Origin of the sequence: Streptomyces sp. CA-250714 (assembly GCF_050936705.1) — a bacterium.
In the GTDB taxonomy this organism is placed as follows: domain Bacteria; phylum Actinomycetota; class Actinomycetes; order Streptomycetales; family Streptomycetaceae; genus Streptomyces.
Genome location: NZ_JBNJMI010000002.1, coordinates 787,254 through 811,212 on the forward strand (window position 1 = coordinate 787,254; position 23,959 = coordinate 811,212).

A 23,959-nucleotide genomic window follows, 5' to 3' on the forward strand; every position below is an offset into this window, starting at 1 on the left:
AGCACGACCGAGATGCCTGTGCCCGAGAGCACAACCGACATGCCCGGGTGCACAACCGGCGCACTTCTCGCGCTTGACCGGCAGCACGTGTGGCACCCGTACGCACCGATGCCGGGGACGAGCGACCCGCTGGTGGTGGAGTCCGCAGCGGGCGTACGGCTGCGGCTGGCCGAACCCGCGTACGGGCAGCGTGAGCTGGTCGACGGCATGTCGTCCTGGTGGTCGGCGATCCACGGCTACAACCACCCGGTGCTGAACGAGGCGGCGCGCGAGCAGCTGGGCCGGATGAGCCATGTGATGTTCGGCGGGCTCACCCACGAGCCCGCCGTACGGCTGGCCGCGCGGCTCGCCGAGGTGTCACCCGGCGACCTGGAACATGTCTTCCTGTCCGACTCGGGCTCGGTCGCGGTCGAGGTGGCCGTCAAGATGTGCCTCCAGCACTGGCGTTCGCTGGGCCGCCCGGAGAAGCGGCGGCTGCTGACCTGGCGGGGCGGCTACCACGGGGACACCTGGCAGCCGATGTCGGTGTGCGACCCGGAGGGCGGTATGCACCACTTGTGGTCGGGTGCGCTGCCCGTGCAGGTGTTCGCCGACGCCCCGCCTTCGGGCTTCGCCACGGAGCCCGACGAGGAGTACCTCGCGCATCTGCACAAGACGGTGGAGCAGCACGCGCACGAGCTGGCCGCCGTCATCGTGGAACCGGTGGTGCAGGGCGCAGGCGGGATGCGGTTCCACTCCCCCGCGTATGTGCGGGCGCTGCGCGAGGCGTGCGACGAGCACGGTGTGCTGCTGGTGCTGGACGAGATCGCCACCGGTTTCGGCCGTACGGGAGAGCTGTTCGCGGCGCAGCACGCCGGTGTCACCCCGGATGTGATGTGCGTCGGCAAGGCGCTGACCGGCGGATACGTGTCGATGGCGGCGACGTTGTGCACACCGCGTGTGGCGGCGGGGATCGCACGCGGCTCGGTGCCGGTGCTGGCGCACGGCCCGACGTTCATGGGCAATCCGCTGGCCTCCGCGATCGCGGGCGCCTCGCTGGACCTGCTGCTCTCCCAGGACTGGCAGGCCGAGGTACGCCGGGTCGGTGACGGCCTGCGCGCCGGACTGGCCGGGGCCGCGGAGCTGCCGGGCGTACGGGAGGTGAGCGTGCTGGGCGCGATCGGTGTCGTACGCCTCGACCACCAGGTGGACCTCGCCGCAGCGACGCGCGCCGCCGTGGCGGCCGGGGTGTGGCTGCGGCCGTTCCGCGACATGGTGTACGCGATGCCGCCCTACGTCACCGACGACGCGGATGTCGCACGGATCGCCGCCGCGATGTGCGCGGCGGCACGGGAGGGCTGAGATGCGCGGCGCATCCGAAGTGCCGGGGCCCCGGGGCGTGCTGTGCGTCTCCGGAGCGGGGACGGAGATCGGCAAGACGGTGACCACGGCCGCGGTGGCGGCCTGCGCGCTGCGCGCCGGCCGTTCGGTGGCCGTACTCAAACCCGCCCAGACGGGGGTGGCCGCCGGGGAGCCGGGCGATGTGGCGGAAGTGCTGCGGCTGGCCGGTGCCGACGCGGCGGTGCCGGGTGCGGTGACGGGTGCCGAACTGGCGCGGTATCCGGAACCGTTGGCGCCGGAGACGGCGGCCCGGCGCGCTGGACTGCCGTATGTGTCGGCGCACCAGGTCGCGGAGGCGGCCGAGAAGCTGGCCGCCTCGCACGACCTGGTGCTGGTCGAGGGCGCGGGCGGGCTGCTGGTGCGGTTCGACGACGAGGGCTCGACACTGGCGGACGCCGCCCGGTTGCTGGCCGCGCCGGTGCTGGTCGTCGTCCAGGCGGGGCTGGGCACGCTGAACACGGCGACACTGACGGCCGAGGCCCTGCGGGCCCGGCGGGTGGAGTGTGCGGGCACCGTGATCGGCAGCATGCCCGCCGCCCCCGGACTCGCGGAGCGCTGCAACATCGCGGACCTGCCGCGGTACTCGGGGCTACCGCTGCTGGGAGCGGTGCCCGAAGGCGCCGGGGCACTGCCACCGCCGCGCTTTTCCGCTGCGGCACCCGGCTGGCTGGCGCCTGCGTTGGGAGGCAACCGTTGAGGGGGTGCCCCTTGCCCGATCCCGCGGGCTGCGGGTGCATTGTGGCTGGTCGCGCAGTTCCCCGCGCCCCTTACAGGGCGCGTGTCCCCTGCTGTGCTTGGGCAGTCTGCTCCCCCAAGCTCTTCGAGCAGGGGGTACCCCCAGGGCGCAGGGTGGGCAAGCGCAGCCCCCCATGCCGGGTACGCAAGATGTGGGACGCGGCCTAGGATCAGGGCGTCGGCGCGTCAGCGCAACGCGGCGTCATCCAGGGAGGGTTGGCATGACGGAGCCCGCAAAACCATTCCGTTTCGGTGTCAACATGGTGAGTTTCGGCTCGGGCGACGAGTTCCGGCAGCGCTGCCGCCGGGCCGAGGAGCAGGGGTACGACGTCATTCACGTCCCCGACCATCTGGGCATGTGCGCGCCGTTCCCGGCGCTCGCGGCCGCCGCCGAGGTGACCGAGCGGCCCGCGCTGGGCACCTTCGTGCTCAACGCCGGGTTCTGGAACCCCGCGCTGCTGGCCCGCGAGGTGGCCACCGTCGACCAGTTGTCGGGCGGCCGGTTCGAGCTGGGGCTGGGCGCGGGCTATGTGAAGGCCGAGCACGACAAGGCCGGGCTGCCGTGGGCCTCGCCGGGCGGCCGGGTGGACCACCTGGAGCACACCGTCGCGGAGCTGACCCGGCTGCTGGCCGACCCCGAGCACGCGCCCCGCCCCGTACAGCAGCCGGTGCCGCTGCTGATCGGCGGCAACGGTGACCGCGTACTGAAGCTGGCGGCCCGCACTGCCGAGGTGGCCGCCTTCACCGGCGGGCGGCAAGTGCCGGGCGGGCCCGAGGGCGCCATGGAGCTGATCACCCCCGCGGAGCTGGAGGAGCGGACCAGAGCGCTCCGCACCTTCGCCGAGGACAGGGCCGAACCGCCCGAGCTGAACTACCTCATCCAGTACGTCGCCCAGACCTCCGACCCCGGCGAGGCGCTGGAGAGCCTGCGCCCGTACGGGCCGCGGATGAGCGACGAGGAGCTGCTGGAGCACCCGGCGCTCCTGCTGGGCTCCCCCAAGGAGATGGCCGAGCGGCTGCGCGCCCATCGGGACCGGTTCGGGTTCTCGTACCTCACCGTCCTCGACCCCTACATGGACGCGTTCGCTCCGGTGGTGGAGGAACTGCACGGCAGCTGAGCCGGCACCGCGGCCGCGGCTCACCAGACGAAACAGCGTGGCGGGGGCAGCGCGGGCCGTGCTGGGATGCGGCCATGAGCGATCTTCGGATACGGGCCGCGGGCGAGCGGGACATCGACCGGGTACTGGCGTTCTGGCGGGACGCGGCCGAGGGCACCAGCGTCAGTGACGACCGGGACGGGGTCGGCCGGCTGCTCGCCCGTGACCCGGAAGCCCTGCTGCTGGCCGAACGGGACGGACAGCTGGTCGGCACCGTCATCGCAGGGTGGGACGGATGGCGCTGCTCCCTCTACCGGCTCGCGGTGCTGCCCTCCCAACGGCGGCAGGGCGTCTCCCGCGCACTGCTGGCCGCCGCGGAGGAGCGCTTCGCGGAGCTCGGCGGGCGCCGCGGCGATGCGATGGTGTTGGACGAGAACGAGCAGGCACACCGGGCATGGGAGGCCGCCGGTTACGCTCCGCAACCCCAATGGAGTCGTTGGGTCAAGACACTCACTCTCTGAGCTCCTCGCGGCGCACGCTGCACCTGCGTTGGGAACCGGCCCACCGCCCGTCCCGTTTACGCTGTATATCGCCGGGCCCGCATTCCCGCAGGTCCGGCGCGGCCATCGAATCCGAAAGGTGTGAGCGTCCGCCCATGGGCGACCCTCCCAGTAGCAGCTACCGACACCGCGCGTCCCGACGCCCCTTGTCCCACGATGGGAAGGAGGTGAAGGGCCGATGACGGAAGTCCTGCTGCTGTTCGTGGCACTGCTGTTGTCAGTGGCCTGCGGTGGCTTCGTGGCGGCGGAGTTCTCCCTGACGACCGTCGAGCGCAGCGAACTGGAGCGGGCCGAGCAGCGCGGCGACCGGCGTGCCAAGAGCGCGCTGGCGGCCGTACGGTCCCTCACCTTCCAGCTCTCCGGGGCGCAGCTGGGCATCACGGTCACCAACCTGATCGTCGGCATGCTCGCCGAGCCGTCCATCGCGAAGCTGATCGCCGGACCGCTGCGCTCGATGGGCGTACCGTCCTCGGCGTCCTCGTCCGTCGCGCTGGTGCTCGGCACGGGGTTCTCGACAGTCGTGCTGATGGTGATCGGTGAGCTGGTGCCCAAGAACTGGGCGATCTCCAAACCGCTGCCCGTGGCCCGGGCGGTGGCGACCCCGCAGCGGGTCTTCTCGGCGTCCTTCCGCCCGCTGATCCGCCACCTGAACAACACGGCCAACCGGGTGCTGCTGCGGATGGGGCTCGAACCCACCGAGGAGCTGGCCTCGGCCCGCTCGCCGCAGGAGCTGGTGGCGCTGGCGCGGCACTCCGCCAAGGAGGGCGCGCTGGAGGAGGACACGGCCGATCTGTTCGTCCGCACCCTGCATCTGGCGGAGCTGACGGCGGAGAACGTGATGACGCCGCGCGTGCAGGTCACCTCGCTGGAGGTGGAGGCCACGGTGGAGGACGTCGCCAATGCCACCCGCGCCACGGGACTGTCCCGCTTCCCCGTCTACCGGGGGAACCTGGACACCGTCGTCGGCATTGTGCGGATCAAGGACGTGCTGGCGGTGCCCGCCGCCGACCGGCGACTGCGCCCGGTGACCGATCTGATGCGTGAGCCGCTGCTGGTGCCCGAGTCGCTGACCGTGGACCGGCTGCTGGACCAGCTCTCGGGCGGGGACCGCAGCATCGCGGTCGTCATCGACGAGTACGGCGGCACGGCCGGCGTCGTCACCCTGGAGGACATCATCGAGGAGGTCGTCGGCGAGGTCCGCGACGAGCACGACCCGCTGGAGGCACCCGATCTGGCACCCGCGGGACACGACGCGGAGGGCCGGCGCATCTACGTCGCGGACGGCGCCGCCCGCACCGACCAGTTGCAGACCATAGGGCTGCGCGCCCCGGAAGGCCCGTACGAGACGCTCGCCGGACTGATCGCCACCGAGCTGGGACGTATCCCGGCCGCCGGTGACACGCTCTCGGTCGTCGGCTGGCAGCTCGAGGTCATGGACGCGACCGGGCGGCGTGCCGCGCAGGTGCGGCTGTACGGGCCGAAGCCGGGCGACGACCCGGCCGAGGCCGAGGCCGCCGACCGGGGGGAGGCGCGCCGATGACCGCGATCCAGCTCTTCATCGGGCTGCTGACCCTGGTGCTCAACGCGTTCTTCGTCGGCGCCGAGTTCGCGCTGATCTCGGTGCGGCGCGCACAGATCGAACCGCTCGCCGAGGACGGCGACAAGAAGGCCCGCAAGGTGCTGTGGGGCCTGGAGCACGTGGCGCAGATCCTGGCCGCGGCACAGCTCGGCATCACGCTGTGCACGCTGGTGCTCGGTGTCGTCGCGGAGCCGGCCATCGCGCACCTGCTGGAGCCGGTCTTCCACGCGATGGGCGTGGCGGACGGTGTGGCGCACGGCATCTCCTTCGTGATCGCGCTGTCGCTGGCCACGTACCTGCACATGCTGCTGGGCGAGATGGTGCCGAAGAACATCGCGCTGGCCGGCCCTGAGCGGGCCGCTCTGCTGCTGGGCCCGCCGCTGGTGTGGCTGACCAGGGCACTGCGCCCGGTGATCTTCACGGTGAACTCGTTCGCCAACGCGCTGCTCAAGCTGATCCGGGTCCAGCCCAGGAGCGAGGTCGAGGCCGCGTTCTCGGACGACGACCTGGCGCAGATGGTCGCCGACTCCAGTGAGGCGGGGCTGCTGGACGACCGTTCGACCGAGCGGCTCCGGGACGCGCTGGAGCTGGGCAGACGACCGATCGGCGATGTGGCGCAGCCACTGCACAAGGTGGTGACGGCGGGCCGTGGCGTGACGCCCGAGGGCCTGGAGAACCTCTCGGCCCGGTCCGGGTTCTCCCGCTTCCCCGTGGTGGACGACGACGGGCGGGTGCTGGGCTATCTGCACGTCAAGGACGCGCTGGACGCCTCCCCCCGGGAAGCGCCGTTCCCGCTGACGGCGATGCGCCCCATCGCCCGGGTACGGGCCTCGCTGCCGCTGGACGACGTGCTGGGCGCGATGCGCTCCAGCGGCACCCACCTGGCAGCCGTCACCGGCCCGGACGGGCGGGCGACGGGAGTGGTGACGATGGAGGACGTACTGCGGGAGCTGATGGGGCAGGCGTAGCCCGCCCGGCCTGCGGTTGAGGGGCCGGTTGCCCCGAGGGCGAGAGATCGTTGCTCGGGGCAACGGGCTACCATGAGCCACCGTGACCAGTGCCGCTTTCGCCTCGCCCGCGGAATCCACCCAACCGCCCGCCGCCTTCCGCTCGTTCGTCGCCCTGGGCGACTCGTTCACCGAGGGCATGTCGGATCTGCTGCCGGACGGTGGCTACCGCGGCTGGGCCGATCTGCTGGCAGCCCGCCTGGCGGCCTTGGAGCCCGGATTCCGGTACGCGAACCTCGCGGTGCGCGGCAAGCTCATCGGGCAGATCGCCGCTGACCAGGTGGCGCCCGCGGCGGCGATGAAGGCCGATCTGGTGACGCTGGTGGGCGGGCTCAACGACGTACTGCGGCCGGGCTGCGACACCGCGCGGGTGTGCGCACTGCTGGAGGAGTCCGTCGCCACGCTGGCGCCCGCCTGCGGCACGCTGGTACTGATGCGCAGTCCCGGGCGGCGCGGCCCGGTGCTGGAGCGCTACCGCGCCCGGATGGAGCAGCTGTTCGACTTCATCGACGAGCTGGCCGCGCGGCACGGCGCCGTGGTGGTGGACCTCTTCACCTCGGAGGCGCTGGGCGACCCGCGGATGTGGGCCGACGACCGGCTGCACCTGACCGCGGAGGGGCACCGCCGGGTGGCCGAGGCCGTCTGGCAGCGCCTCGGCCTGCCGCCGGAGGCCGACTGGAACGCGCCACTACCGCCCGCCGGCCCACCCTCCTGGCCCGCACGCCGCGCAGCGGATCTGCGGTTTGCCCGCGTCCACCTGCTGCCCTGGATCGGCCGGCGACTCACCGGCCGCTCCTCGGGCGACGGCCGCTCCCCCAAACGCCCGGAGCTCGCCCCGCTGTCGTGCGACCGTTAGGGGCCCGAACATCGCGCGTGCCCCGCATGGGGGCTGCGCTTGCCAGCCCTGCGCCTCTGGCGCAGACCTCCCAAGCGCAGCAGGGGGTGTGCGCCCCGAAGGGGCGCGGGGAACTGCGCGCGCAACCAGGACGCACCCCGCAGCCTGCGACGCACAGACAGGGGCACCCCCTCCCCAGCAGGCGCACGGCCCAGCCAGGTCCGCGGCATGGCCCAGCGCAGCGCCCCGTAGACTCGGGCGACGTGAGTGACAAGCCCCGCATCCCGAACGTCCTGGCGTCCCGCTACGCCTCCCCCGAGCTGGTCCGTATCTGGTCCCCCGAGTCGAAGATCGTGCTGGAGCGGCGGCTGTGGCTCGCCGTGCTGAAGGCACAGCAGGACCTGGGCATCACCGTGCCCGAGCAGGCGCTGGCGGACTACGAGCGGGTGGTCGAGGACGTCGACCTCGCCTCGATCGCGGAGCGAGAGAAGGTCACCCGGCACGATGTGAAGGCCCGCATCGAGGAGTTCAACGCGCTGGCCGGGCACGAGCAGGTGCACAAGGGCATGACCTCGCGCGATCTCACGGAGAACGTCGAGCAGCTCCAGATCCGGCTCTCGCTGGAGCTGGTGCGGGACCGTACGGTGGCACTGCTGCACCGGCTGGGCACGCTGGCGGGCGAGCACGCGGCGCTCGTGATGGCGGGGCGCTCGCACAACGTCGCGGCGCAGGCCACCACGCTGGGCAAGCGGTTCGCGACGGGCGCCGACGAGCTGCTGGTGGCCTTCGAGCGGCTGGAGGAGCTGCTGCGCCGTTACCCGCTGCGCGGCATCAAGGGACCGGTCGGCACCGCGCAGGACATGCTGGACCTGCTCGGCGGAGGACCCGAAGGCGCCGAGCGGCTGACCGACCTGGAGCGCAGGATCGCCAAGCACCTCGGTTTCGGCCGGGTGTTCACCTCCGTCGGGCAGGTGTATCCGCGCTCGCTGGACCACGAGGTGGTCACCGCGCTGGTGCAGCTGGCCGGCGCCCCCTCGTCGCTGGCCAAGACGATCCGGCTGATGGCGGGCCAGGAGCTGGTGACCGAGGGCTTCAAGGAGGGCCAGGTCGGCTCCTCGGCGATGCCGCACAAGATGAACACCCGCTCCTGCGAGCGCGTCAACGGCCTCATGGTGATCCTGCGCGGCTACGCCTCGATGGCGGGCGAGCTGGCCGGCGACCAGTGGAACGAGGGCGATGTGTCCTGCTCGGTGGTGCGGCGCGTGGCGCTGCCCGACGCGTTCTTCGCCTTCGACGGGATGCTGGAGACGTTCTTGACGGTGCTGGACGAGTTCGGTGCCTTCCCCGCCGTGGTGGCCCGCGAACTGGACCGCTATCTGCCGTTCCTGGCGACGACGAAGGTGCTGATGGGCGCCGTGCGCGCCGGGGTCGGCCGGGAGGTGGCGCACGAGGTGATCAAGGAGCACGCGGTGGCTTCCGCGCTGGCCATGCGCCAGGGCGCCGAGCACAACGAGCTGCTGGACCGGCTCGCGGCGGACTCCCGCATCCCGCTGGACCGCGCCGCGCTGGGTGAGCTGATGGCCGACCGGCTGGCGTTCACCGGCGCCGCGGCCGCGCAGACGGCGGAGGTCGTCAGCCGGGTGCGGGAGGTCGCCGAGCTGCACCCCGAGGCTGCCGCCTACCGGCCGGGGGCGATCCTCTGAGCCCCCGGTTCACCAAGGAGGAGCTGGAGGCGGCCCGCGACAAGCTGGTGCCCGACGTGGCCGCCGAGGGGCTGCGGGTGCTGTTCTGCGGCATCAACCCTGGGCTGCTCTCGGCTGCGACGGGCCACCACTTCGCCCGCCCCGGCAACCGTCCCCCAGACTCCGTCCGGGAGGTGCTGGCGGAGAAGGTGGCGCGGCTGCGGCCGAACTGGCTGGCGGTGCTGGGCATAACGGCCTACCGCGCGGCCTTCGACGAGCCCGCGGCGGCGGTGGGTCCGCAGCAGCGGCTGGTCGGCGGGGTGCCGGTGTGGCTGCTGCCCAACCCCAGCGGGCTCAACGCGCACTACGCGCCGCCCGCGCTGGCCGAGGAGTTCGGCAAGCTGCGGATGGCGGCGTCGGCCGAGGACTGAGCGCCGCGTCGGCCTCAGCCGAGGTCCGACGGTGCGCTGCTGCCCTGCTCCCCCACGGCGGCGAGGAGTTGCAGCGGTATCTCCTCGCTGCGGCGGGCCAGGCCGACGCCTATCCAGCGGCCTTCCACCGTCCATACGGTCAGTTCGGCGACCCGCCAGCACAGTGTGCGCTCGGGCTCGGGCAGCCGCACCCGCCCCTCGGCGGCGGCCAGCAGGTGCCCGCCGAGGTCGACGGTCCGCGGCTCGCCCCACTGCTGGGACAGCAGGACGACCAGCGCCTCGTGGTCGGCCCGTACTTCCCGCTCGGCCTCCAGGAGTTCGACCGGGTCGCCGTCCGGGTCCGGGTCCGCCGTGCGTAACTCGGCGACGCGCGCGCCGGGCTCGGTGTGCAGGCGGCCGATGGCGGTGAGGTGATGAGCGAGGTGCATGGGGACAGTCAACCTCCCGGCACTGACAGCCGGTTGAGCGGGCCCGCCGGTTCGGGGACGCAGCGGTCGGTTCCGCGGGGTACCCCGGCCGCTCGCCGTGATTCCCCGCAGCGGTTACGATCCGCCCCACACGCACAGGCAGGGAGGCGGAGCGTGAGCAGGCTGACCGGAAGAGACCCGTCCCTGCTGCGGCGGATAAATTCCACGGTCGTGCTGCGGGCGCTGCGCGGCACCACGACCCCGGCGGCGCTGACCCTCACCGAGCTGGTGCACGCCACCGAGCTGTCCCGGCCCACGGTCGAGGGCGTGGTCGAGGACCTGATCGAGGCGGGTCTGGTGGCCGAGGCCGCGGATGATCCGGTCCGGCCCGGCGGCGCGGCACGGCGCGGGCGTCCGGCGCGCAGATTCCGCTTCCGGGCCGAGGCGGGTCAGCTGCTGGGCCTGGAGATCGGCCCGCACCGGGTGGCGGCCGTCCTCTCGGACCTGACGGGCCGCCTCACCGGCTCCCTCACCCGGGAGGTCGACGAGGCTGCGGAGGCCGACGTACGGCTGGAGCGGATCCGCGGCACCGTCGCCGAGCTGCTGCGCAGAACCGGCACCGCACGGGACACGCTGCGCGCGGTCGGCGTCGGCACACCGGGCATCGTGGAAGCCGACGGGACGGTACGGCTGGGTACCGCGCTGCCCGGCTGGACGGGGCTCGCGCTGGGCGAGCGGCTGCGCCGGTCGTTCCGCTGCCCGGTGCTGGTGGAGAACGACGCGAACGCTGCGGTGCTGGCCGAGCACTGGAAGGGCGCGGCCCGCGGCGTGGACGACGTGGTGATGGTGCTCGCCGGGCTCAGCCCCGGCGCCGGTTCACTGATCGGCGGACGGCTGCACCGCGGCTTCGGCGGCGCGGCCGGGGAGATCGGGGCGCTGCACCTGCTGGGCAGGGAGGCCAGGCCGGAACGGCTGCTGTCCACGACGGACGAGCCGCTGCACCCGCTCGACGAGGCAGCGGTGGCCCGGGTGTTCGCCCGCGCCAGGGGCGGCGACGACCGCGCACGCCAGGCCATGGACCGCTTCCTGGCCCGGCTGGTGCACGATGTGGCAGCCCTGGTGCTGGCGCTGGATCCGGAACTACTGGTGGTCGGCGGCTGGGCCTCGGGCCTGGACGGCGTACTGGACCCACTACGCGCCGAGTTGGAGCGCTACTGCCTACGCCCACCCCGAGTAGCCCTCTCCCGACTGGGCGAGACAGCCGTGGCGACAGGAGCCCTACGAGTAGCCCTGGACCACGCGGAGAGCGAACTCTTCACCCTGGAAGAAACGGAACCCACCCGCACCTAGGACGTACCCGGCACCCGAGGGCTGCGCTTGCCAGCCCTGCGCCTCTGGCGCAGACCTCCCAAGCGCAGCGCAGGGGCACGGGACCGCGCCCCGTCAGGGGCGCGGGGAACTGCGCGCGCAACCACAACATGCCCGCAGACCGCAACGCGCAGGCAGGGGCAGCCTCCTCCCCGCACCAGGCGAGGGGCAACCTTCCTCAGCTGGCCAACAACGAGACCTCGTCGCTGTCACTGAACGAGAGCCGACACGTATCAGCGCGGTACGTGGCGACAGCCACAGCAGCGGTACGACCGTCGGAGACATACCGCGTCGTGACCACCAGAACCGGCGCACCGGGCAACCGATCGAGCCGACGCGCATCCTCCGCACGTGCCGAGCCCAGCTCCACCGTGCGGTCCTGCCCCGCGAGGTCGAGCCGGTGCAGCTCACGCAGCACCGCGCGGGCCCGCGCCGGTCCGTCCGGCTCGTCGTCCGCACCCGGCGGAAGTGCGGGAACCGAGGCGGCGGGAACGTACAGCACCTCGGCCGCCACCTGCTGGCCGCCGGTGGTGCGGCCGCGGCGCACCGCGTGCACTCCCACGTCGGCGGCCACGCCGAGCATGCGGGCCACGACTGCGGGGGCCGGGGCCTCCTCGTGATCCTCGGTCTGCCAGGCGTCGCCCGGCGCGCCGGGCCAGGTGTGGGGGCCGGCCTCGGAGCCGACGTCCACTCCCACACGCGGCGGCGCGACAGTGGTGCCGACGCCGCGGCGGCGCTGGAGGCGGCCTTCCAGTTCGAGCTGTTCCAGGGCCTGGCGGAGGGTCGCGCGGGCGACGCCGAAACGGGCGGCCAGTTCGCGTTCGTTCGGCAGGATCTCGCCGACCGCGAACTCGGAGTCGAGCGCGTCGGAGAGGACGGTCTTCAGGTGCCAGTACTTCGGCTCCGGCACCGTCTCCAGCTGCGTGGTCCCCACCCTTGCCTCCGCAATCCCCGTACGCCCAGCGGGCGGTGTGTGGCGGTGTTTTATGCGTCCTTGTTTTTTAAAGGACCTTGCGTATGCCTCCCTGACGATAGGACGGCCCCCACCCTTGGTCAAGACCAATGCCCCGCACCCAGCCTCTTGCTGAGCTGCGGCTGAGCTGGTTTGATCGATCATCGATCATCGATCAAACCACGATCAAATGCCGACCGGCCACCGACGCCCGGAGGACCCCATGGCTCGCCCCCGCACTCCCGCCTCCCGTCAGCGCGTCACCGTCGTCACCGGCGGCAGCCGGGGCATCGGCGCCGCCACGGCCCTGCGGCTCGCCAGGGACGGGCACCACGTGGGCATCGGTTACGCGGCGGACGAGGAGGCGGCAGCACGTACGGCGGCGGCGGTACGCGAGGCGGGCGGCGAAGCCGTCACCGTCCAGCTGGACACCAGTGAGGCGGACGGCGTCGACCGCCTCTTCGACACCGTGCGGGAAGCCCTCGGCCCGGTCACCGGCCTGGTCAACAACGCGGGCGTCTCAGGGCCGCTCGGCCGGTTCACCGAGACCTCGCCGGAGGTGATGCGCAGGGTCGTGGACGTCAATGTGACGGGTGCGCTGCTGTGCGCGCGGCGTGCGCTGCGGGAGATGTCGACCGCGTACGACGGACCCGGCGGCGCGATCGTGAACATCTCCTCCTCCGCCGCCACCCTCGGCTCCCCCGGCGAGTACGTGCACTACGCGGCGTCGAAGGCCGCTGTCGACGCCATGACGGTGGGCTTGGCGAAGGAGTTCACCGGCGAGGGCGTACGCGTCAACTGCGTCCAGCCCGGCTCCGTGCTGACCGAGATGCACGCCAGGATGGGCGACCCGGACCGGGCGTGGAAGAAGGCGGAGATCACTCCGGCCCGGCGCCCCGGCGAGCCGGAGGAGATCGCCGACGCCGTCGCCTGGCTGCTGTCCGACGAGGCGTCGTACGTCTCGGGCGCCGTGCTCAGGGTCGCGGGCGGCCTGTGAGGACGAGCCGTCCCCGGGTCACTCCCCGGCACTCTCCAGGTGGGCGAGCTTGTCCGGGTTCCGGATGAGATAGACGGCCTGGATGACGCCGTCGGCCACGTCCAGCGAGAAGACCACGTCCGGCCGCCCTTCGTAGGTCACCATCGCCGCCGGGCCGCCGTTGAGCTCCAGGAGCCGGAAACCGAACGCGGGGTCCTGCGCCCCCTGCGGGCCGACGGCGGCCAGGAAGCGGCTCACCTTGTCGGCGCCGAGGATGACGCGGCGCGGTGCCTTGGCCTTGCCCGCGCTGTCGGAGACCATCCGCACCTCCGGAGCCAGCACCGAGACCAGCCCCCGCACATCGCCTTCCACCGCGGCCTTCAAGAAGCGCTCGGTCAGATCGCGCTGGAGCTGGGGGTCGACCTCGAACCGCGGCTTGCGCTCCGCCACATGCCGCCGCGCGCGGCCCGCGAGCTGGCGCACGGCGGCCTCGCTGCGCTCCAGCGTCTCGGCGATCTCGCCGTACGGGAAGCCGAACGCCTCGCGCAGCACGAACACGGCGCGCTCCAGGGGCGAGAGGGATTCCAGCACCACGAGCATGGCCACCGAGACGGACTCGGTCAGCATCACCCGGTCCGCGCCGTCCTGCTGCTGGGCCGTCGCCGCCGGAACCAGGTCGGTGACCAGCGGCTCGGGCAGCCAGGAGCCGACGTACGTCTCGCGCCGGGCCTGCGCCTGGCGGAGCCGGTCGATGGCCAGCCGGGTGGTGACGCGGACGAGATAGCCGCGCGGCTCGCGCACCTGCCCGCGGTCGGCCGCCGACCAGCGCAGCCACGCCTCCTGCACCACGTCCTCGGCGTCGGCCACCCGGCCCAGCATCCGGTAGGCCACGCCGTCGAGCACCGGCCGGTGCTCCTCGAAGACCTCGGTCACATCAGCGGTCAGGTCAGCGGTCACGCTGCCATCATGCCACCGGGGCCGGAGCCGACGGCTACACGGGGCTTCCCTGAGCGGGCACCCGCTGACATCGTGTCAACAAGCCGCGGCAGAGTTCCCGCCCCCGCGCGGCCGCCGCGCAGCACCCGCAGTAACCGGAGGAGTGGTTCATGCCCGCCGTCTTCACCCCGCAGACGCCCGCCCGCGTCTCCGCCTCCGTCGTCGAGGTCTCACGCGCCGGGCAGCCGCCGTTCGAGGTCGTGTACGAGCGGCGCGGCTCCGGCGAGCCCATGCTGCTGCTGCACGGCATCGGCCACCACTGGCAGGCGTGGGAGCCCGTGTTGACCGTGCTCGCGGGCAGCTATGACGTGATCGCGCTCGACCTCCCCGGGTTCGGTGCCTCCCCGGGACTGCCCGACGGCATCTCCTACGGGCTGGAGAGCGTGGTGCCGCTGCTCGCCGAAATCTGTACGGAACTGGGCATCGAGCGCCCGCACGTGGTGGGCAACTCCCTGGGCGGGCTGCTGGCACTGGAGATGGGCCTGCACGGCTACGCCCGTTCGGTCACGGCGCTCTCCCCCGCCGGATTCTTCACCCGCCCCGAGCGGCTGTACGCGTTCACAGTGCTGCGCGGGATGCGGGCGGGGGCGCGGGCGCTGCCCGATCCGGTGCTGGGAGTGCTGGCCCGCACGGCAGTCGGCCGGGCAGCCCTGACCAGCACCATCTACGCCCGGCCCGGCCGGCGTTCGGCCGACGCCGTGGTTGCCGAGACCCGCGCGCTGCGGCAGGCCACCGGCTTCGCCCCGGTGCTGGCTCAGGGGCAGCGGCCCGGTGCGCTGTTCGAGGCGGATGTCCCCGGGATCCCGGTCACGATCGGTTGGGGCGATCGGGACCGGCTGCTCTTGCGTCGTCAGGGCGTACGCGCCAAGCGGGCGATCCCCGGCGCGCGGCTGGTACGGCTGCGTGGCTGCGGGCACGTGCCGATGAACGACGACCCCGCCACTGTTTCCCGCGTCATCGCGGATACCGCCCGCCGCGCGCCGGCCCCTCCTTTGTGCGCGTGAGGGGGTGCCCCTGCCCGAAGCCCGCGGACTGCCGGTTCGTTGTGGCTGGTGGGGGTACCTCCCGGCCGGAGGCTGGGGGAGCAGTTCCCCGCGCCCCTTCGGGGCGCAGCCCTCTCAGCTCAGCGCACCCTCGATGCGGAGCTCCAGCGCTCCCGCCTCGCTCACCCGTTCCGCGACCACGCCGTTCGGGTCCGGCGTGCCCGCCGGGTACGCGGCGCGTACGCGGGTGAGCCGGGCGACGGCCTGGTCGTACCGGCCGAGGTCCACCTCCAGCGCGGCAGCGCGCAGCTCCGCGCTCGTCGCCTCGTGCAACCCCGCCTCGCCGCAGGCGTGGAACGCGGTCACGGCGCGATCCGCGTACTCGATGCCCCGCGCGTAGCAGTCCAGCGCGACGGCGCCCTGCTCGCCGGGGACGGGCGCGGCGGGCACCGACACCGCCTCGATCAGCAGCTCGGCGGTCTGCCGGTGGGTGTGGCCCGTCTCCAGGCGCAGCCGGAGCCGCTGCTCCTCGTCCAGCTCCCCCTCCGGGTCGTCGAGCACCGCGGCGATCTCCTCCTGGGCCGCGTCCATGAAGCGCAGCGACTCCTCGACCGGCGCACCCGACTCCATCGCCAGCCAGGCCCGGGCGTGCAGCGTACGGATGACGGCGTGCTGGTCGCCCAGCGCCCGCCACAGCTTCTCGGCCCGCCCGTACAGCTCAGCGGCGACGGCGTACCGGTCGCAGGCACGGTGGGTGTCGGCGGCCAGATGGGTGACGACGGCGTGCCCGTTCGCGTCCTGCCATGGATGCGGCAGGTCGGCGGCGCGGCGCAGCAACCGGGCGGCGGCCTGGAGCTGTTCGGGGCGCGCGCATGACTGGCCGAGCCAGACGCAGGCCTGCACGATGCCCGGTTCGTCGGCGGCGTCCAGCAGTTCGCCCAGCGCTGCGACGAGGACGGCCGCCGCCTCGTCGGGCTGTTCGAGGGCGAGCACACAGCCGCCGAGGCGGAGCCTGGCGCGGGTGACCTCGGCACCGCCGTCGGAGGTCTGGAGCGCGTGCACGGCGTGCCGTAGGGATTCGGCCTCCTCGGCGAGCAGTCCCTGTGCGGCGTGCACGTCGGCGTGCATGAGGTGGAGGCGCGCGAGGTCGGCGGGGGTACGGTCGGCCGCGTCCGCCCGGTCCTGCAAGGCACCGCGCAGCACCTCGGCTGCCCGCTTGTGGTCGCCGGTCTCCATCAGCAGCCGGGCCAGAGCGAGTTCGGGCCCGGTGGCGGACCAGGGTCGGCCCGCCTCGTGGAAGAGGTCGGCGGCCTCGGCCAGCAGCTCGCCCGCGCGGACCGCGTCGCCGCGCTGGGCCGCCAGCCGTCCCCGGGTCTCGGTGGCCTCGGCGATCCGGGCGCGGACGGCGGGCTCGGAGCTGTCGGGCTGGGCGAGGGCGACCAGGTGTGCCAGCTCGGCGTCGAGCGCGTCGGCGGCCGGGCCCAGCGGGTCGCCGGCGGCGCCGTCCCCCTGCTCCGGCTCGGCCGCGTCCGCGCCGTCCGCGCTCGCCGCGCTGGCCGGGTTCGCCGCGTCGAAGGGCGTACCGCCGTTCCCTCCGTCGTCCTGGGCCCCGCCGAGGTCGTGGGCCCGTAGCCGGGCGCGGGTCAGCAGTACGGCGGTGGCGTGCCGGGTGCCGATGCGGCCCTCGGCGTGCAGATGCTCGGCCTCCGCGCACAGTGCGTCGACCGACTCGGGCGGTACCGCAGCGTCCTCGGGCGCGAAGGACGCGGCGAAGGCGGCGCGGGCCCGACAGGCGAGGGCCTCGCCCGGCAGCCCGGCACCGGCGAAGAGGCTCGCCGCCTCGGTGAAGCGCGCCGCGCCGGCCGCCGGATCGGTACGGGCCAGCTCCATGGCCCGGTGGTCGAGGAGTTCGGCCCGCTCCCCCTGGTCGAGTCGTACGCCGGTACGGGCGACGGCGTCTTCCGCGGCGGCCCACCGGGCTGCCGCTTCCGGGTGCCCGACGGCGCTCAGCTGCCGCGCCTCCTCCAGCAGCCGGTACGGATCCGCGGTTTCCGCCCCGCCCGCGGACGGTGCCGGTGGGAGCGCCACCGCGCCGACGCCCAGCGGAAGGTGCTCGACCAGCGGGGTCGCCGCGAGCCGGGCGCGGAGGGCCGCTCCGTGCAGTGTGGTGCCGGCGCGCCGGTCGAAACGGCCTGCTACATCCTGCGCCTGCGCGGCGGCGTACTCCAGGAGTGCGGCGGCGTCCCAGTCCCGTCCCGGGGGCCCGGGGACGGGGTCGGTGCCGTGGCCGAGTTCGCCGAGCCGCCGCATCAGCAGCGCTACGGCGGCCATCCACGCCTCATACCCCGGCGCGTCGTCCTGCGGCTCCCAACGCGTCCCGTCCTGCTCGGCGAGGATCTCCAGGCCACGTGGCTCGTTCCCGGTGCGGGCGCAGAACTCCACGTGCCGGGCGAGGGCGCCGCGCTCGACGGGCGCCTCCCGGACCAGCAGATAGCCGGCGAGGTGTCGGCCGCGGGCCTCCGCGACACGGCCGAGGCGCAGCAGCGGGGCCTGCGAAGCGGCCAGTACGTACGGCTGCCGACTGCCGCACGGGTACTCGCCGCGCAGCACCGGCTCCCACATCCGCAGCGCCGCCTCGTCCTCGGCGGCCCCGCTGCCCGGCGCCCGGACCTCCGCTTCCTCCGCGCGGGCGGCGTGTGCCCGGCCGCGCCAGGCCAGCTCGCAGCCCGCGCAGTCGGCGCTCCGGTCGCGTTCGGCCTCCAGCCAGTCGTCGTAGGCGCGGGCGGCGCGGGGCCGGTCGCCGAACCACTGGGCGGCCAGGAACTCGCGTGCGTACACGGCACGTTGGGACAGGCCGGCGTCGGCGTGGCTGCGGGCCATCAGGGTGAGCCACTCCTCCACGTCCGCCACGGGGGTCTCCGGGTCGGCGATCAGGTCCTCCACGACCCAGCGGAGGGACCACAGCAGTGCGAACGCGGTCTCGGCGTCGAAGGCTTCGGGGTCCTCGTCCCACAACCGCAGCGCCCGCGCGACGGGGGCCGGAGCGGTGCGGGCGGCCGAGCCGAAGGCGCGGCTGGCGGCCAGATGCAGCAGTGCCGCGCCCAGCGCGGCCCGCCCCTCGCGGGTGCCGGCCTCCGCGAGTGTCTCGGCCTCCGCGACCAGATCCGCCGCCCGGGCGACGCGCTCGGGACCGTGCGGCACCGCGCCCCACGCCCGGATGTCCGCACGGAGCTGGGCGGGCGTACGGCTGGTGGTCATCGGGCCTCCTGGGCCGGGGTGGAGCGGTCGGGCAGCATGCGGGTGGAGTTGTCCGTGAAGCGGCATCCTAGGGCGCCGGAAGCGGTCGGACACGCGGAGTCGGGGCGGCCCTCTTCTGTCCGGTGTGACACCGGTGTTCACTGAGGCTTCGTGTGTACGGCACACGGACGGGATACAGGTAACACAGGCAACAGCCGATGTATGGCGTCACAGCTGATGCCTGACGTAATGATGGACGTCTGCCCGGCTCCATGGTTGACGTCAGGCGTAGTGGCCGACGCCTGCGAGTCCGGCAGACGTTCCGACACCGCACGCTTCAAGGAGGCCCGCACATGGCACAAGGCGATCCGGCGACCGGCAGACCCCCCGCGCGGCGGGCAGTGCTGCGCGGCACGGTCGGCGCGGGCGCGGCGCTGTCGTTGCCGCTGCTCAGCGCCGCGGCACCGGCACAGGTGCGGCGCGGCCGTCCGGCAGCGGAGTGGGGAGTACAGGCCGGGGACGTGACAACGTCGTCCGGGCTGGTGTGGGTGCGTGCGGACCGTCGGGCGCGGATGGTGGTGGAGACCGCGGCCACCGAGTCCTTCCGTAACCCGAAACGGTGGTACGGCCCGATCGTGGGTCCCGACACCGATTTCACGGGGCGTACCGCGCTGCACGGGCTGCCGCCGGGTGAACAGATCCACTACCGGGTGACCCTGGCCGACCCCGACGACCCGCGGCGCACCGGCCAGCCCATCCACGGCACCTTCCGCACGGCGCCGGCCCGCAGGCAGGATGTGCGCTTCCTGTGGTCGGGTGACCTGGCGGGGCAGGGCTGGGGCATCAACCCGGACCGGGGCGGCTATCCGATCTTCGATCAGATGCGGAACCTGAATCCGGACTTCTTCCTCAACAGCGGCGACACCATCTACGCCGACGCGCCCATCCAGGAGCGCGTGGAGCTGCCGGGCGGCGGGGTGTGGCGGAACGTCACCACGGAGGAGAAGTCCAAGGTGGCCGAGACGCTGGCGGAGTTCCGCGGCAATTTCCGCTACAACCTGCTGGCCGAGAATCTGCGCCGGTTCAACGCGCAGGTCCCGTCGATCGTGCAGTGGGACGACCACGAGGTGCTCAACAACTGGTACCCCGGCGAGATCCTGGACGACGACCGGTACACCGAGAAGGACGTCTCCACACTGGCGGCACGCTCGCTGCGGGCCTTCGGCGAATACTTCCCCATCAGTACGCTGCCGCCCGAGGACGCGGACGGGCGCGTCTACCGCGTACTGCGGCACGGCCCACTGCTGGACGTCTTCGTCCTGGACATGCGCGCCTACCGGAACGCCAACTCGCCCGGCCGGCAGCCGGACGACGCCCAGGGCATCCTGGGCGAGCGGCAGCTGAAGTGGCTCAAGCGTGAGCTGTCGCGCTCGCGTGCGGTGTGGAAGGTGATCGCCTCGGACATGCCGCTGGGACTGGTCGTACCGGACGGCAAGACCGACTACGAGGCGGTCGCGCAGGGCGACCCGGGCGCCCCGCTCGGCCGGGAGTTGCAGATCGCGGAGCTGCTGCGGCACATCAAGCACCACCGGATCACCGGCACGGTGTGGTTCACCACGGATGTGCACCACACCTGTGCGCAGCGGTACGACCCCGACCGGGCGGCGTTCAAGGACTTCGCGCCGTTCTGGGAGTTCGTCTCCGGGCCGCTGAACGCGGGCGGGTTCGGCGCGCTGAAGCTGGACGGCACCTTCGGACCCGACCAGAAGTTCATCAAGGCCCCGACCCGTCCCAACACGCCGCCGACCGAGGGCGGGCAGTATTTCGGCCAGGTGGACATCGACGGCTCGACCGGTGAGATGACGGTGCGGCTGCGCGAGGAGAGCGGCGCGGTGCTGTTCACCAAGGTGCTGCAGCCGGGCCGGGTAGGGCAGTGACGCGGGCAGGGCAACAGCCGTGACCGCACAGGAGCCCGCGTTCAGCTACACACCCGTCGGCCGTACCGCGCACCGGGTGACGCCGCCCGGTTTCAGTCCGCTGTTCGTACGCACTCTGCTGGACACCGGCGAGGCCGCCTTCGCGGCGGCCTCGCGGGCCGTGCTGGAGTGGCGCATGCACCGTGCGATGGGCGTACGGATGGATACGGACGCCGAACGGGCGGCGCCCGGTGTACGGGTGACGGTCAGCCTGGGTGTGGGGCGGTGGCGGGTCGGCGGCTCGTGCCGGGTGGTGTGGACCGCCGAGGAGGAGCGCCGCGCCGGATGGGCGTACGGGACGCTGCCGGGGCATCCGGAGTGCGGTGAGGAGGCGTTCCTGGTCGAGTACGCCGAGGACGGCCGGGTCTGGCTGACCGTGTGGGCCTACAGCAGGCCGGCGGTGTGGTGGACGCGTGCGGCGGGCCCCGCGGTGCCGGTGTTTCAACGGCTGTACGCGCACCGGTGCGGGCAGGTTCTGCGGCGGCTGGCCCGAGAGGGGGACGCGCCATAGGATGAACGCTCAACAGATGGCTCAAAAGGGACGTTTGGCAGCCAGCTGCTCTTTTTACGCACCTGTCATGCATCGTTCGTGGTCAGGCAATGACCTTCCAGCAGGGTGGTCGTATGGCTGATGACTCTGCCGTGAAGAAGACGGACACCGCGACCGGCGCGACGACACGCCCCTGGCACCGCGCGACGGAGGCCGCGCGGAACGGGTGGCGGACCTGGCTCGCCCGGGAGCCGTACGGCGAACGCTCCGGCAGGAGCACCCGCGCGGACGGACGGCCGAGCACCGACGACGCCACCGCGCTGTGGCGGGTGCGGACGACAGTACGAGAGGAACCGGGCTCCCTCGCCCGCGTGTGCAGTGCACTGGCGGCGGGCCGGGTCGACATCCTCACGCTCCAGACGCACCCGCTCGGCGACCGTGTGGTGGACGAGTTCCTGCTGCGCACCCCAGCGGCACTGGAGCCGCACGAGCTGACCCGGCTGCTGTCCGAGGCGGGCGGCAGCGACACCTGGACCGAGCGGGCAGACGCGCACGACCTGGTGGACACCCCCACCCGGATACTCGGTCTGGCCACCCGGGCCGCCCTGGACACCTCCGAACTCCCGCTGGCCCTGCGGACGTTGCTGGGCCGCTGCACGATCCGTTCGGTCCCCGGCGACACCCCCGCGGAGGGCACACTGGAGGGTACGCTGCTGCGGCTGCCCGACCCTGCCGGAGGAGAGATCGTCGTGGAACGGCACCATGTGCCCTTCACTCCCACCGAGTTCGCCCGGGCGCATGCCCTGGTGGAGCTCGACGCGCGACTGGGGCGGCGTACCCCGCGCGAGCAGCACGCGCTGACCCTGCCCGAGGGCCGCTCCGTCACCATCCGGCGCGCCGACGAGGGCGATCTGGAGGCCGCGCTGGCCATGCACGCCCGCTGCTCGGAGCAGACGCTCCGGCGGCGCTACCACGGCCCCGTCAAGGACGCCGACCGCTATCTGCGGCACCTCCTCTCGCCCCGGTTCGGCCGCACCCTCGCCGTTGAGTCACCCGCGGGCGAGCTGGTGGCCCTCGGTCACCTGCTATGGGACGGCGACGAGACGGAGGCGGCGCTGCTGGTCGAGGACGCCTGGCAGCACCGGGGCATCGGCTCCGCACTGCTGCGGCGGCTGATCGGCATGGCACGCGAGGCACGCTGCGAGAGCGTCTACGCGGTCACCCAGTCGTCCAACACGGGCATGGTCGCGGCCATGCGAGGGCTCGGGCTGCCGCTCGACTACCAGGTCGAGGAGGGCACCCTCGTGGTGACCGCCGCGCTGACGCCCGCCGCCGTGGCGCCGCGCTGAGCGCCGCACCGGCGCCGCGCTCCGGTGGCCCACCTGCGCCGTCCCGGTGCTGACGGCGAGGGCATCGGCGTACGAGGATGGGCCCATGTCCGATGCGATCAACTCAGCGACCCCCGGGCCCCTGCCGCGCCAGGTGGCCGACACCTACGTCGACGCGCTCGTCGAACTCGATCCGATCTCCGGCACCTACCTCGGGGTGCCCGAGAGCCACAGCAGGCTGCCCGACTTCTCGCCCGCGGGCCAGGAGGCCATGGCCGTACTGTGCCGCACCACCTTGGCGGAATTGGAGGCGGCCCAGGCGCGGCCCGGCGGCGACAGCGACGAGGAGCGGCGTTGCGCCCGGCTGCTGCGCGAGCGGCTGACCGCCGAGCTGGCCGTCCATGAGGCCGGGGAGGAGCTGCGCGCGGTCAGCAACATCCGCTCGCCGCTGCACTCGGTACGCGGCATCTTCACCGTGATGCCGTCCGAGACGGAGGAGGACTGGAAGGCGGTCGCCGCCCGGATGCGGGCGATGCCGCTCGCGCTCGACGGGTATCGCGCCTCCCTCGCCGAGGGGCTTTCCCGCGGTCTGTACGCCGGGCCCCGCCAGGTCTCCACGGTGCTGGGACAGCTGGCGCAGTGGCTGGGCGAGAAGGACGCGGAAGACGACCGTGGCTGGTTCGCGCAGTTCGCCGGCGGCTGCCCCGACACCCTCCGCTCCGAGCTCGGCGAGGCCGCCGCCGAGGCCACCCGCTCCATCGCCGAACTGCGCGACTGGCTGCGGGACGTGTACGCACCGGGCGTCGCGGGCGCCCCCGAGACGGTGGGCCGCGAGCGGTACGCGCTCTGGTCGCGCTACTGGAACGGCGCGGATCTCGATCTGGAGGAGGCGTACCGCTACGGCTGGGAGGAGTTCCACCGACTGCTCGCCGAGATGCGCGCCGAGGCGGCGAAGATCCTGCCCGACGCGAAGACCCCCTGGGAGGCGCTGCGTCATCTGGACACGCACGGCGAGGCCATCGAGGGCGTCGAGGCGGTACGCGAGTGGCTCCAGGGGCTGATGGACGAGGCCATCGCCGCGCTGGACGGCACCCACTTCGAACTGGCCGAGCCGGTACGCCGGGTGGAGGCCCGGATCGCCCCGCCCGGCAGCGCCGCCGCGCCGTACTACACCCAGCCCTCGCTGGACTTCTCCCGGCCGGGCCGCACCTGGCTGCCCACCATGGGCGAGACCCGGTTCCCGGTCTACGACCTGGTCAGCACCTGGTACCACGAGGGTGTGCCCGGACATCATCTGCAGCTCGCGCAGTGGACGTACGTCGCCGACAGGCTCTCCCGCTACCAGACGACCGTCGGCATGGTCAGCGCCAACGCCGAGGGCTGGGCGCTGTACGCCGAACGTCTCATGGACGAGCTGGGCTTTCTGACCACGGCCGAGCGGCGGCTGGGCTACCTCGACGCGCAGATGATGCGCTCGACGAGGATCATCGTCGACATCGGTATGCATCTGGAGCTGGAGATCCCCGCCGACTCCCCCTTCCACCCCCGCGAGCGGTGGACCCCGGAGCTGGCGCAGGAGTTCTTCGGCATGCACAGCGGGCGCCCCGCGGACTTCGTCGAGAGCGAGCTGGTGCGCTACCTCGGCATGCCGGGCCAGGCCATCGGCTACAAGCTGGGCGAGCGCGCCTGGCTGGAGGGCCGGGACGCGGCGCAGCGGGAGCGCGGTGCCGCCTTCGATGCCAAGTCCTGGCACATGGCAGCCCTCTCGCTGGGTTCGCTGGGGCTGGATGATCTGGTGGCGGAGCTCTCCGTGCTCTGACCCCGGATCTGCGGGCACCGGCGGTGCCGAACCGGCCTCAGCCCGGGGCGGGTTCGGCACCGCCGGACACGTTTGCCGCGGCCGAGCCTCCCCCAGCCTTCGGCCGGGAGGTGCCCCCAGT

20 protein-coding genes are annotated in these 23,959 nt (G+C 73.1%); 16 read left to right on the plus strand and 4 right to left on the minus strand.

The features are described from left to right. Nucleotides 1-12: 12 nt before the first annotated feature. The 9 genes from ACQEU8_RS22465 to ACQEU8_RS22505 all read left to right on the plus strand — a co-directional run bounded on the left by ACQEU8_RS22465 (nt 13) and on the right by ACQEU8_RS22505 (nt 9,306). The gene (locus ACQEU8_RS22465) at nt 13-1,341 is read left to right on the plus strand and encodes an adenosylmethionine--8-amino-7-oxononanoate transaminase (protein WP_433108643.1); all 1,329 of its coding nucleotides are present in this window, start codon (nt 13-15) and stop codon (nt 1,339-1,341) included. A gap of 1 nt (nt 1,342) precedes the next feature. Next, nucleotides 1,343-2,077: a dethiobiotin synthase gene (gene bioD, locus ACQEU8_RS22470; RefSeq protein ID WP_433103851.1), complete on the plus strand. Its 735-nt coding sequence runs from the start codon at nt 1,343-1,345 to the stop codon at nt 2,075-2,077. Nucleotides 2,078-2,336: 259 nt separating this feature from the next. After that, the gene (locus ACQEU8_RS22475; RefSeq protein WP_433103853.1) at nt 2,337-3,233 is read left to right on the plus strand and encodes an LLM class F420-dependent oxidoreductase; all 897 of its coding nucleotides are present in this window, start codon (nt 2,337-2,339) and stop codon (nt 3,231-3,233) included. 74 nt (nt 3,234-3,307) lie between these two features. Beyond that, nucleotides 3,308-3,733, plus strand: a complete 426-nt coding sequence (locus tag ACQEU8_RS22480; RefSeq protein ID WP_433103855.1) for a GNAT family N-acetyltransferase — start codon at nt 3,308-3,310, stop codon at nt 3,731-3,733. Between the two features lie 217 nt (nt 3,734-3,950). Then, on the plus strand, nt 3,951-5,312 hold the full coding sequence (locus ACQEU8_RS22485) for a hemolysin family protein (RefSeq protein ID WP_433103857.1): 1,362 nt from the start codon (nt 3,951-3,953) through the stop codon (nt 5,310-5,312). After that, the gene (locus ACQEU8_RS22490; protein ID WP_433103859.1) at nt 5,309-6,319 is read left to right on the plus strand and encodes a hemolysin family protein; all 1,011 of its coding nucleotides are present in this window, start codon (nt 5,309-5,311) and stop codon (nt 6,317-6,319) included. The genes ACQEU8_RS22485 and ACQEU8_RS22490 overlap by 4 nt, the downstream gene beginning before the upstream one ends. Before the next feature lie 82 nt (nt 6,320-6,401). Continuing rightward, entirely contained in the window at nt 6,402-7,214 is an 813-nt protein-coding gene (locus ACQEU8_RS22495) for an SGNH/GDSL hydrolase family protein (protein WP_433103861.1), read from the plus strand. A 242-nt stretch (nt 7,215-7,456) separates the two neighbouring features. Next, nucleotides 7,457-8,896, plus strand: coding sequence for an adenylosuccinate lyase (gene purB / locus ACQEU8_RS22500; RefSeq protein ID WP_433103863.1), 1,440 nt, complete (start codon nt 7,457-7,459; stop codon nt 8,894-8,896). A 47-nt stretch (nt 8,897-8,943) separates the two neighbouring features. After that, nucleotides 8,944-9,306: a mismatch-specific DNA-glycosylase gene (locus ACQEU8_RS22505; protein WP_433103865.1), complete on the plus strand. Its 363-nt coding sequence runs from the start codon at nt 8,944-8,946 to the stop codon at nt 9,304-9,306. Nucleotides 9,307-9,320: 14 nt separating this feature from the next. Here the strand turns inward: ACQEU8_RS22505 and ACQEU8_RS22510 are convergent, their stop codons facing one another. Beyond that, complete coding sequence (locus ACQEU8_RS22510; protein ID WP_433103867.1) at nt 9,321-9,734, minus strand: hypothetical protein; 414 nt, start codon at nt 9,732-9,734, stop codon at nt 9,321-9,323. A gap of 153 nt (nt 9,735-9,887) precedes the next feature. Here ACQEU8_RS22510 and ACQEU8_RS22515 point away from each other — a divergent pair, with 153 nt between their 5' ends. Then, nucleotides 9,888-11,063, plus strand: coding sequence for an ROK family protein (locus ACQEU8_RS22515; protein ID WP_433103869.1), 1,176 nt, complete (start codon nt 9,888-9,890; stop codon nt 11,061-11,063). Between the two features lie 196 nt (nt 11,064-11,259). On the opposite strand, the gene ACQEU8_RS22520 is transcribed toward ACQEU8_RS22515, so the two are convergent. Next, a complete protein-coding gene (locus ACQEU8_RS22520; protein ID WP_433103871.1) occupies nt 11,260-12,015 on the minus strand; it encodes a GntR family transcriptional regulator in 756 nt (251 codons plus the stop codon). Nucleotides 12,016-12,256: 241 nt separating this feature from the next. On the opposite strand from ACQEU8_RS22520, the gene ACQEU8_RS22525 reads away from it, so the two are divergent. Next, complete coding sequence (locus ACQEU8_RS22525) at nt 12,257-13,030, plus strand: SDR family oxidoreductase (protein ID WP_433103873.1); 774 nt, start codon at nt 12,257-12,259, stop codon at nt 13,028-13,030. A gap of 18 nt (nt 13,031-13,048) precedes the next feature. On the opposite strand, the gene sigJ is transcribed toward ACQEU8_RS22525, so the two are convergent. Next, nucleotides 13,049-13,954 carry an RNA polymerase sigma factor SigJ gene (gene sigJ / locus ACQEU8_RS22530; RefSeq protein ID WP_433108645.1) on the minus strand — a complete coding sequence of 302 codons (906 nt, stop codon included), beginning with the start codon at nt 13,952-13,954 and terminating at the stop codon, nt 13,049-13,051. Between the two features lie 161 nt (nt 13,955-14,115). Here sigJ and ACQEU8_RS22535 point away from each other — a divergent pair, with 161 nt between their 5' ends. Then, a complete protein-coding gene (locus ACQEU8_RS22535) occupies nt 14,116-15,009 on the plus strand; it encodes an alpha/beta fold hydrolase (protein ID WP_433103875.1) in 894 nt (297 codons plus the stop codon). Nucleotides 15,010-15,123: 114 nt separating this feature from the next. Here the strand turns inward: ACQEU8_RS22535 and ACQEU8_RS22540 are convergent, their stop codons facing one another. Further along, entirely contained in the window at nt 15,124-18,246 is a 3,123-nt protein-coding gene (locus tag ACQEU8_RS22540) for a hypothetical protein (RefSeq protein ID WP_433103877.1), read from the minus strand. 332 nt (nt 18,247-18,578) lie between these two features. Here ACQEU8_RS22540 and ACQEU8_RS22545 point away from each other — a divergent pair, with 332 nt between their 5' ends. The 4 genes from ACQEU8_RS22545 to ACQEU8_RS22560 all read left to right on the plus strand — a co-directional run bounded on the left by ACQEU8_RS22545 (nt 18,579) and on the right by ACQEU8_RS22560 (nt 23,838). Beyond that, nucleotides 18,579-20,162, plus strand: coding sequence for an alkaline phosphatase D family protein (locus ACQEU8_RS22545; RefSeq protein WP_433103879.1), 1,584 nt, complete (start codon nt 18,579-18,581; stop codon nt 20,160-20,162). Between the two features lie 19 nt (nt 20,163-20,181). Further along, complete coding sequence (locus tag ACQEU8_RS22550) at nt 20,182-20,712, plus strand: DUF1990 family protein (protein WP_433103881.1); 531 nt, start codon at nt 20,182-20,184, stop codon at nt 20,710-20,712. Nucleotides 20,713-20,825: 113 nt separating this feature from the next. Further along, entirely contained in the window at nt 20,826-22,040 is a 1,215-nt protein-coding gene (locus ACQEU8_RS22555; RefSeq protein ID WP_433103883.1) for a GNAT family N-acetyltransferase, read from the plus strand. An 85-nt stretch (nt 22,041-22,125) separates the two neighbouring features. Then, nucleotides 22,126-23,838, plus strand: coding sequence for a DUF885 domain-containing protein (locus ACQEU8_RS22560; RefSeq protein ID WP_433103885.1), 1,713 nt, complete (start codon nt 22,126-22,128; stop codon nt 23,836-23,838). Nucleotides 23,839-23,959: the final 121 nt, after the last annotated feature.